This window comes from Streptomyces sp. NPDC037301 (genome assembly GCF_055602785.1).
Genome location: NZ_JBVJWD010000117.1, coordinates 1 through 8,239, shown reverse-complemented (window position 1 = coordinate 8,239; position 8,239 = coordinate 1). Strand labels below are relative to the sequence as shown.

The following is an 8,239-nucleotide window of genomic DNA, read 5'->3' as shown; positions in this document are numbered from 1 at the left end:
TCCGCCGCTACATCATCTGGCGCAACCGCCATGCCGACCACCGGCGCCTACGCGCCGTCGTGGACAGGGCAAACGTTGCCTGATGCGGCACTAGACATGACGGCCGGGCTGCCTCCCTCGTTGGGTTGGATGTGCCGTTGACTGATGCGCAATGGGCGGTTGACGGCGCTGGCGCGGCAGGAGCGACGCGGCATCGAAGCCGCCACCATCTACAACCGGATGCGTGGGGACCTGACAAGCTGTTGTCTTTCCGATCGTGCGGTCGTTCTGGATCGAACAGAGTGCTGGATCGGGTGAGTTCGCCGCTGTGCGCGCATGAAGGAAGGGCCTCCTGGTAGCTCGCGGTTGTTGAAGCCAGAGCGCCAGGGAGGCCCTTGTTGTCGCAGTCTTGCGTGGTTACCTTGGTGGAGTCCAGCTCGTCCACCCCAGGGTGTGACTGTCTCGCCCACAGGTTCGGGAACGCGGCCGATCAGCGCGGCCGGGAGCCCTATTACGACTCGGACATGAGTGATGCGGAGTGGGCGGTGGTCCGGCAGGCTTTTCCGACGCCGGCGTGGATGGAGAGCCGGGGTGGCCGGCCCGAGGGCTACTGCCACCGCCAGATGCTCGCCGAAGGCAGCACGCTCCGCTCGGTGCGCCTGGCGGGCGAAGCGGGTCGCGAAGCCGTCACGGGTGACCGCTCCTTGTACCCGCTCCAGGGCTCTGACCGGCGCGAAGGCCGAGGCGGAGACGGGGGTGGCCGTGCAACAACGGCTCCAGAACAGCCCGTCGACCCTCGGTCGGGATTTCCCGTCCCACACGACGGCCACCCCGGACCAAGATCCACTTTCGTGCGGACCTCAGGCGGCTGCCGGCCGCTCGCGCAGCAGCAGTCCCGCTGTCACGGCGACCGTCGCCGCAGCCAGTCCGTGGACGCCGTACGCGGTTGCCGCCGGGCCGCCTTCGTTCAGCACGATCAGCATGTCGCCGGCCGGGACGACGGCCATTGCCGCCATCGCCAGCCCGAGCGCCTTGCGCTGCCCGGCCAGCAGCAGCGCGAGTATCACCAGTCCGAAGCCGATGTCTCGCATGCCCTTGACCGCCAGGAAGCCCTTCCCCTGGTCCTGTGGCCAGGTCGGCAGTCCGAACCCTTCGGCCGTCGCCTGCGGTGCGAGCAGGAAGCTGATCCCGGTGTAGAGGAGGAACAGGCCGCCGAGGACGGCGAGGACGGTGGCGAGGCGCTTCATGGTCATGGCGGGTCTCCTGAGGGTGTCGTACGGCGGGGCAGAACGGAACGGGATCGGCGGCGGGCATCGCATCGCCTCGCGAGGCATCGCAACCGCATCACTGACAGCAGGGAGCGGGCTGAGACTTCGTCTCTTGCCCCGGACGTCTCGGCGTTGTCCCGACCGACGTCGTGATGGCTGGGGCTGCTGTAGCTCGCCGGTTTCGGCGATGCCGCCGATGTCGTGGCCGGGCCGGCGGTCGGGTGCGCAGCAGGGACCGGCCCCCTGCGTTCGAGGCTTCCGGCGGGCAGGTGCCGGTGAGCCCGGTCGGCGGCGCACTCGGCGCCGGGCTGGTCAGGGGCAGATGATGTAGCGGCCGCGGAGGCCGCCCTTGGCGGTGGCCCGGTGGGCGTCGGCGGCCTGGTCCAGGGAGACAACCGCGTAGACGCGGGCCGGCAGTTCGCCCGCGGCGGTGCGGGTGAGGAGGTCGGCGAGTCGGCCGCGGTCGGAGGCGGTGACCACGGAGGTGACCGAGACTCCGCGCTCGGTGGGGGGTTCGAGGCCGGGCCGCAGGCCGACGTAGGCGCCGCCGTCGCGGACCAGTTTGAGGGCCTGGTCATTGAGTTGTGCGGGGTCGACGACTGCGTCCCATTCCGGCTCGGCGTGCGTGGTGAAGTCGGCGCCGAGGCCGCGGACGAACTCCTCGTCGCCGGTGCGGGCGAGCCCGGTCACCTGCCAGCCGCGTTGCCGGGCGAGTACGGTGGCGTTCGCTCCGACCGCCCCCGCGGCGCCGGTCACCAGCAGCCGGGCGGCCCCGGCGGGCGCGTCGCCGAGCAGGTCGACGACCTGCGCGGCGGCCAGCCCGTTGAGGGGGACCGTGGTCGCGGCCAGCAGGTCCAGCCCGTCGGGGACCGGGGCGACGTCGGCCGCTGCGACCACGATCTGCTCGGCGTAGGTGCCGTAGTCGCGGTCGAAGCCGGCCACCAGGCCGGCCACCCGGGTGCCGACGGCCAGGTCGACGCCCGGCCCGGCCGCGTCCACGACGCCGGCGAACTCCCAGCCCAGACCGGTGTACTCGGGCTGCTGCACCAGCCCGATCGAGTGGAAGAAGCCCGCCGCGACGCCGAGATCGGTGGGGTTGACCGTCGCAGCGGCGATGGCGACGCGGATCTGGCCGGGGCCAGGATCGACGACGGGCACCTCGATGACCTCGATCGAATCGGGCCCGTTCGGGACGCGGACGACGGCGGTGCGGAAAGTAGCAGCGCTCATGGCTTTGTTCCTTTGCGGTGGGGTGATGGTTTCCGTGCCCCATGCTGGTTTCGTTAACCTCTTCGCGGAAGAAGGCACTTGAAAGTGCGTAAGCTGCCTCCAGGTACGGAAGGAGCGATCGATGTCGACGCGGACGGCGGCTCAGCAGCGGGCCGAGGAGAAGACGAGCTACAACGCGTTCATGGCGGGCTGCCCCAGCCGCCAACTGCTCGAACGGATCTCCGACAAGTGGGTCGCGTTGATCCTCGCGGCGCTCGGCAGCGATGGCCCGCACCGTCCCGGGGTCGACCACGGAGACGGGCCCCGGCCGATGCGCTATTCCGAACTGTCCCGCCGGCTCGCGGGCGCCAGCCAGAAGATGCTCACCCAGACCCTGCGCTCCCTGGAAGTCGACGGCCTGCTCACCCGGACCGTCACGCCCACCGTGCCCGTCACCGTCACTTACGAGCTCACCGACCTCGGTCTGTCCCTGAACCGCGTCATGGCCGGCCTCAAGGACTGGGCCGAAACACACATGACCGACGTACTCGTCCACCGCCAGGAACACCACCGCGCCGCAGCCGAACAAAATGAGCTTGCTGTTTGAACCTGCAGCCAGACGAACTGGGGCGTTCGGCGGTGTTCCGTGAATCGAGTCCGCGCCGGCTTGCGCCTGATCTGTCTCAGCGAAGGCTGAGCGATTCTCACCGAAGGTTGGGTGACTGCTCTGGTCCGATTCGCTCGTCGGCTCGCGTTCACAGCGAGCGGTGGAAAAGCGGTTGGACAAAGATCGCGCGAGCAGCAGACTGACCCGTGTGAAACGACTGCTGGTGGATGTGGAGAGCGTCACTACGCGGTTGGTACGTCGATTCGGTCCCCAGGTGCCGAATGGTGCGCTGACACGCCGGATCTCATCGCGCGGCTGACGTCCCAGTGGGGACTTTCGCTCGGTGAGTCCCTCCCGGACGGTGCTTCGTCGGTCGCGTTGCGGTGCCGTTGGCCCGACGGCACGCCTGCGGTGCTGAAAATCAGTCCGGAGCGGGCCCTTCTGGCCGAGCAGGTCGGAATGCTGGGGTGGTTCGCTGCCTCGGGCCGGGTGCCCTCTGTGCTGGCCGTCGACGAGGAGGCAGGCGCAATGGTGTTGGAGGAGATCGTGCCCGGAACGCCAGCGGAGGACATGCCTGCTGCTTCGCTTCCGGGACAGTGGTCGGAGCTGCTCGCCGCCTTGCACGGGGTCGCTCCGCCTCCGCTGCCGACGCGTGTGCTGCGTGGGCGGTGCGAGGAGGCCTTCGCCCGGGTCGGCAGGCGGCTGTCCGAGCCTGCGATCAGTGCACGGATGGACGTCACCGCGTGGGACAGGGCCATCCAGCGGTGCGAGCGGCTGCTGGACACGGAAGCGACAACCGTGTTGCTCCACGGTGACCTGCACCTGGGCAACGTGCTCGACGGCGGCGCGGAGCGCGGTCTCATGGCCATCGATCCGAAAGCCTGTGTCGGTGATCCGTGCTTCGACGCTGTGGACTACGTCGTAGCCGGCGCCGGGCTGGAGGGCGTCGAGACCCGCTGCGCGCGCGTGGCGGCGGCGTGCCGGCTCGATGGCGACCGGCTCCACGCCTGGAGCAAGGTGATCGCGCCGTTTGCGGCCATCGCCCACCTCGGTGACGGTGGTGAGAAACGGGTGATCGATGAACTGCTCGCGTTGACCCGGTGAGTACACTCGGTATTCCCGATCGCCTCGTGCCCCGCGCTCCGCTGGGGACGGAATACCCATCGCTCAACCTTCCCTACGTTGTTGACCGGGATGGGCGAACCCTTCGTATGGTTGGCCCACCCAGGGGTGTCGGGTGTGGCTTTCAACCTTCTGCCGTTTGTGGCTGGCATCGATTGGCCGCCCGACGCCCCACGACGACTCGGCTGCCAATTAGGAATTGCGACTCGATCGCTCCGTAGGGAATCGACAGCGAGGTCGTCCGTGGCACGCACACACCATCCGACGCACGGAGGAACTGAGTGGCCGCCATCTGGGCCGGTATCGACGCAGGTAAGACCCATCACCACTGCGTGGTGATCGACGAGAGCGGGGGTCGGCTGCTGTCGCGACGCGTCGCCAACGACGAGCCGGAGCTGCTCCAGCTACTCGCCGACGTCCTGGCTCTGGGCGATGAGGTGACCTGGGGCATCGACCTCGCCGACGGCGGTGCCGCCCTGGTCATCGCCTTGCTCCTCAACCACGGCCAGCGAACGTTCTACATCTCCGGGCGGGCCATCCACCGCGCCTCCGAGGGCTACCGCGGCGAAGGCAAGACCGACGCCAAGGACGCTGCGGTGATCGCCGACCAGGCTCGCATCCGCCGCGACCTGCACCTCTTGCGGACCGGTGACGAGATCGCCACCGACCTGAAGCTCCTCACCGTCCACCGCTCGGACCTGGTCGCCGACCGCACCCGCACCGTCAACCGACTCCGCGCCCACCTCACCGGCATCTTCCCTTCGCTGGACCGGGCACTGGACCTCACCAACGCCGGACCGCTGACGCTGCTGACCGGCTATCAGACCCCGGCCTCCCTGCGACGTCTGGGCACCAAGCGGCTGGAGACCTGGCTGCGGAACCGCAAAGTCCGCGGCGCCGGCCAGATCGCCGAAGCGGCGCTGGAGGCCGCCGGAAGCCAGCACACCAGCCTCCCGGGTGAGAAGACAGCGGCCCGAATGATCCACACCCTGGCCAACCAGGTGATAGCGCTCAACCAGCAGATAGCCGAGATGGACAAGCTCATCGCAGCCCGCTTCCGCGAGCACGCCCACGCTGAGATTCTCGCGAGCCTGCCGGGCCTGGGCCCCATCCCCGGTGCCGAGTTCCTGGCTGCCACCGGCGGCGACATGGACGCCTTCGAAAGCCCGGACCGCCTGGCCGGCTTCGGCGGCGTCGCACCCGCACCCCGCGACTCGGGCAAGGTCAGCGGCAACCTGCGCCGTCCGCAGCGCTACAACCGACGCCTCCAACGCGTCTTCTACACCTCCGCACTGATCAGCATCCGCTGCTGCGAGGAATCCCGCCGCTACTACGACCGAAAGCGCGCCGAAGGCAAACGCCACACTCAGGCCGTCCTCGCCCTGGCCCGACGACGCGTCAACGTCATCTGGGCTCTCCTACGCGACCAGCGCTGCTACCAACCCATGCCTCCCGCCTGACAATGAGCTGCACCCAGCCACGGACCAGCCGCTCTCGGCCCTTGGGGCGCAGTGCACCATGGTGCGGTGATGAACACTGGGGGAGAACCGAGCGAGCATGACGACCGATGGGTCCTGAATCTCCGCGGCCTGAGCATCACCAGGATCAGCGTCGACTTCCGGCTGACGCTGACCCTCGACTCAGGTTGGGACCTACGACCGCGGCCCGGACGCGTGGACCGCGCACACCCTCCACGGGGCGGCGCGATGTCCTCGCCCGCCGGGGATGGTCGCCGCAGTGGGCCGCCGCCCGCTCCACCGCGACCGCCCTGGCCCGGCTCGGTGACCCGCAGCCGCTGCTCGACTTCATCGACCGCGCCCTGGCCGACGACGACACCGCCGAGGCCGCGAACCTGAACTACTGGGCGCTGCGGCTGGGCGCGCTGCCCGTCCCGCAGAGCGACGACACGTTCATGCGCGACCGGGGCCTGGCCGGCTGGGACGCGCTGACCCTGCTGCGCGGCCTCGCCGTCGGCCTGGTCGAGGCGCCCGGCTTCGTCGACCTGTACGCGCACTCCCCGCACGCGCTCCTTGTCGTGGCGCCGTGGCTGCCGCAGGCGGCCGGCCCGCTCGCCTCCCCGCTGCGCGAGCGCACGGCCCAGCTGCTGGACGGCGTTCACCTTTCGGCGCGATCACGCCGGGATCTGGGCGTGGTCCATTACGTTCTCGACAACAACCGCACCTGAGCAACGGAGGCATGGCATGTCGGGCGACACCACCAAGGGCACCGCGGGCTTCATCTTCGAGATGGGCGTGCTCAAGCGCTCGGCCCGCACCGGCTGATGGTTCACCGGCAACAAGAACCCCGAGTCCGTTGCCGAGCACTCCTTCCGTGTCGGGGTCATCGGCTCGGTCCTCGCCATGATGGAAGGCGCCGACCCGGCCCGGGTCGCGCTGATGTGCCTGTTCCACAAAGCCAGGAAACCCGCGTCGGCGACATCCCGCACATCGGCCGCCGCTACCTGCGGGCCGCCCCGAACGGCGAGGTGACCGCGGACCAGGTCTCAAACTCTCACCCGGCCGTCCGTACCGGGGTGCAGAGCGCGGTCGACGAGTACGAAGCCGGCGAAACCCCGGAGGCGGTCGTCGCCCGCAACGCAGACAAGCTCGAGTGCCTGGTCCAGGCGGTGAAGTACCGGGAACAGGGCTACAGCCTCACCCAGAACTGGATCGACACCAGCCTCGCGTCACTCAAGACGCCATCGGCGAAGGCCCTCGCCGAGACCGCACTGTCCATGCCATCGCTGGAGTGGCAGCAGAACTACCTCCGATAGCCCGACCGGCAACCGGCCGGTTCAGCCCGCCCAGAGCTGCCGGGGAAGGTTCGGCGGCGGCCAGGCGGCATCCGCCCACCGGTCGGCGTCCGCAAACGGCCTGCCCCGCTCCTCGAGCACGGCGAGGGCGCGGGGCGAGCTCCACCGCCTGGTGCTCGGAGTCGGTGACGACGCCGAACCTCCGGACGTGGGCGTACTCGCCTTCGCCCTTCGAGCCTGGCACCACCGTCGGCTCCTTCCGCCGAGTGTGGCCGGGGCCCGTACCCTCTGGGGTGGCGCGAGCCCCGGTGTGAGGGGCAGCAGCCCAGGTCGTCCTGTCACAGACCCGCGGGCTGCACCTTCCCTGTCTACGGGCCCGGTGGCACCCCGGCGACCTGCAAAGCGCAGCGTGACTACGGCTGTCACCCGTCCGGGCGGTTGCGCGGCCATCGGCGAACCGAGCCGCCGTACCGCGTCGTCATCGGGAGCATGCGTTTCGACGAACAGCACATCACCGAGCCGGTCCTCGTGGTCCTGGACGTCACCGCCGCTGGCTTCGTTCACTTCAAGCAACAGCAGTTGTCGATCGGTTTGGGCAGCAGCTGCTGACTGGCGGGGCCGAAGATGTTCACGCCATTTGACGTCAGTCCCCGGTGTAGCGGGAGGCCCTGGGGCTCACGTTGAGACGGGGCTCGTGGCTCGTTGGCCGGGGTGGCTGCAAGAATCGCGAGTATGGAGCAACAAAGTGTGGCGGCGGTCTCCGCGCCGAACCTTGGCCGACAGGATCCCTTGGTCGTGGTGGCTGCCGCGATCGTTCAGGAAGGGCGTCTCCTGGTCGTGAGCAAGCAGGCGGCTCCCGAGATCTTCTATCTCCCTGGCGGCAAGCCCGATGCGGGTGAGGAACCGATGAAAGCGCTGGCGCGGGAACTGGACGAAGAACTGGGTGTCGTGCCGTTGGAGCCGCGCTTCCTGATGGACGTCGAGGCCGTGGCGGCCTTGGAGGGCGTGCCCATGAAGATGACGGTCTTCGGGGCACAAATCGACCGGATACCCCTGCCCGCGGCCGAACTGGCGGACACGCGGTGGACGACCGGCCGCGAAAGTGATCTGCAGCTCGCTCCCGCAGTACGCAACCACGTGCTGCCCTTGTTGCGAGAGAGCGGCGTCCTCGCTGGATAAGGAGCAGAAGTGCGTTGGCGCTGACTGCCACTTAGCCTCGATCCACCGACGTGCTCTGAAGATGATCTCTTGATCGTTTGGTGAGCTGGTTTCGGTCGGTGGTCGTGGGTGGGCAGGTTGTTT

6 protein-coding genes and 2 pseudogenes are annotated in these 8,239 nt (G+C 69.0%); 6 read left to right on the top strand and 2 right to left on the bottom strand.

The features are described 5' to 3' along the window. Positions 1–839 precede the first annotated feature (839 nt). Together ACZ7IB_RS48330 and ACZ7IB_RS48325 are read right to left on the bottom strand one after the other, a co-directional pair. Positions 840–1,232 (bottom strand): DUF4267 domain-containing protein, encoded by a 393-nt coding sequence (locus ACZ7IB_RS48330; protein ID WP_398634580.1) that lies wholly within the window; start codon positions 1,230–1,232, stop codon positions 840–842. Positions 1,233–1,559: 327 nt separating this feature from the next. Continuing rightward, positions 1,560–2,477: an alcohol dehydrogenase catalytic domain-containing protein gene (locus ACZ7IB_RS48325; RefSeq protein ID WP_470921680.1), complete on the bottom strand. Its 918-nt coding sequence runs from the start codon at positions 2,475–2,477 to the stop codon at positions 1,560–1,562. 121 nt (positions 2,478–2,598) lie between these two features. Here ACZ7IB_RS48325 and ACZ7IB_RS48320 point away from each other — a divergent pair, with 121 nt between their 5' ends. The 6 genes and pseudogenes from ACZ7IB_RS48320 to ACZ7IB_RS48295 all read left to right on the top strand — a co-directional run bounded on the left by ACZ7IB_RS48320 (position 2,599) and on the right by ACZ7IB_RS48295 (position 8,116). Continuing rightward, positions 2,599–3,063, top strand: coding sequence for a winged helix-turn-helix transcriptional regulator (locus ACZ7IB_RS48320; protein ID WP_470921678.1), 465 nt, complete (start codon positions 2,599–2,601; stop codon positions 3,061–3,063). A gap of 229 nt (positions 3,064–3,292) precedes the next feature. Beyond that, a pseudogene (locus tag ACZ7IB_RS48315) lies at positions 3,293–4,167 on the top strand (aminoglycoside phosphotransferase family protein). Positions 4,168–4,466: 299 nt separating this feature from the next. After that, on the top strand, positions 4,467–5,645 hold the full coding sequence (locus tag ACZ7IB_RS48310; protein ID WP_470921676.1) for an IS110 family RNA-guided transposase: 1,179 nt from the start codon (positions 4,467–4,469) through the stop codon (positions 5,643–5,645). Between the two features lie 185 nt (positions 5,646–5,830). Next, positions 5,831–6,370 carry a hypothetical protein gene (locus ACZ7IB_RS48305; protein WP_470921675.1) on the top strand — a complete coding sequence of 180 codons (540 nt, stop codon included), beginning with the start codon at positions 5,831–5,833 and terminating at the stop codon, positions 6,368–6,370. Between the two features lie 16 nt (positions 6,371–6,386). Beyond that, positions 6,387–6,958 (top strand): annotated as a pseudogene (locus ACZ7IB_RS48300) (HD domain-containing protein). Positions 6,959–7,684: 726 nt separating this feature from the next. Further along, a complete protein-coding gene (locus ACZ7IB_RS48295) occupies positions 7,685–8,116 on the top strand; it encodes an NUDIX hydrolase (protein WP_470921673.1) in 432 nt (143 codons plus the stop codon). Positions 8,117–8,239 lie beyond the last annotated feature (123 nt).